Below are 354 nucleotides of genomic sequence, written 5' to 3'. Positions count from 1 at the left end.
CCCATCAGTCGCCCCAATATGCGGGTGTAGTTTAATGGTAGAACTTCAGCCTTCCAAGCTGACTGTGAGAGTTCGATTCTCTTCACCCGCTCCAATATGATTATTAACATCATTTAAGGTGTTTTTGAGTGTAATGTATGTATTTGTTAGAATTAACCTTTTTTGAAGAAAAGTAAGTCTTCTAATAGAAATTAGACCGAAAACATTTGACGCTATTTGACAATGATGGTAATATAATAAAGCGTTGAACAGCAATAAGAAAAAAACAGAAAATAAAGATAAAAAAAGTGTTTGACAGAAGTCGACAAAGATGATAAGATAATCAAGTCGCACTAAGGGAACAGGCCCGTTGGT

General features: G+C 35.3%; 1 tRNA gene. It reads left to right on the top strand.

Annotated features, from left to right (window positions below):
- Positions 1-20: 20 nt before the first annotated feature.
- Positions 21-94, top strand: a tRNA-Gly gene (locus NEH75_RS09970).
- Positions 95-354: the final 260 nt, after the last annotated feature.

The sequence above is a fragment of the Turicibacter sp. T129 genome, assembly GCF_025594975.1.
Taxonomy (GTDB): Bacteria; Bacillota_I; Bacilli_A; order MOL361; family Turicibacteraceae; genus Turicibacter; species Turicibacter bilis.
The sequence above is the reverse complement of the archived record's forward strand: the minus strand, read 5'-3'. Positions and strand labels throughout refer to the sequence as shown.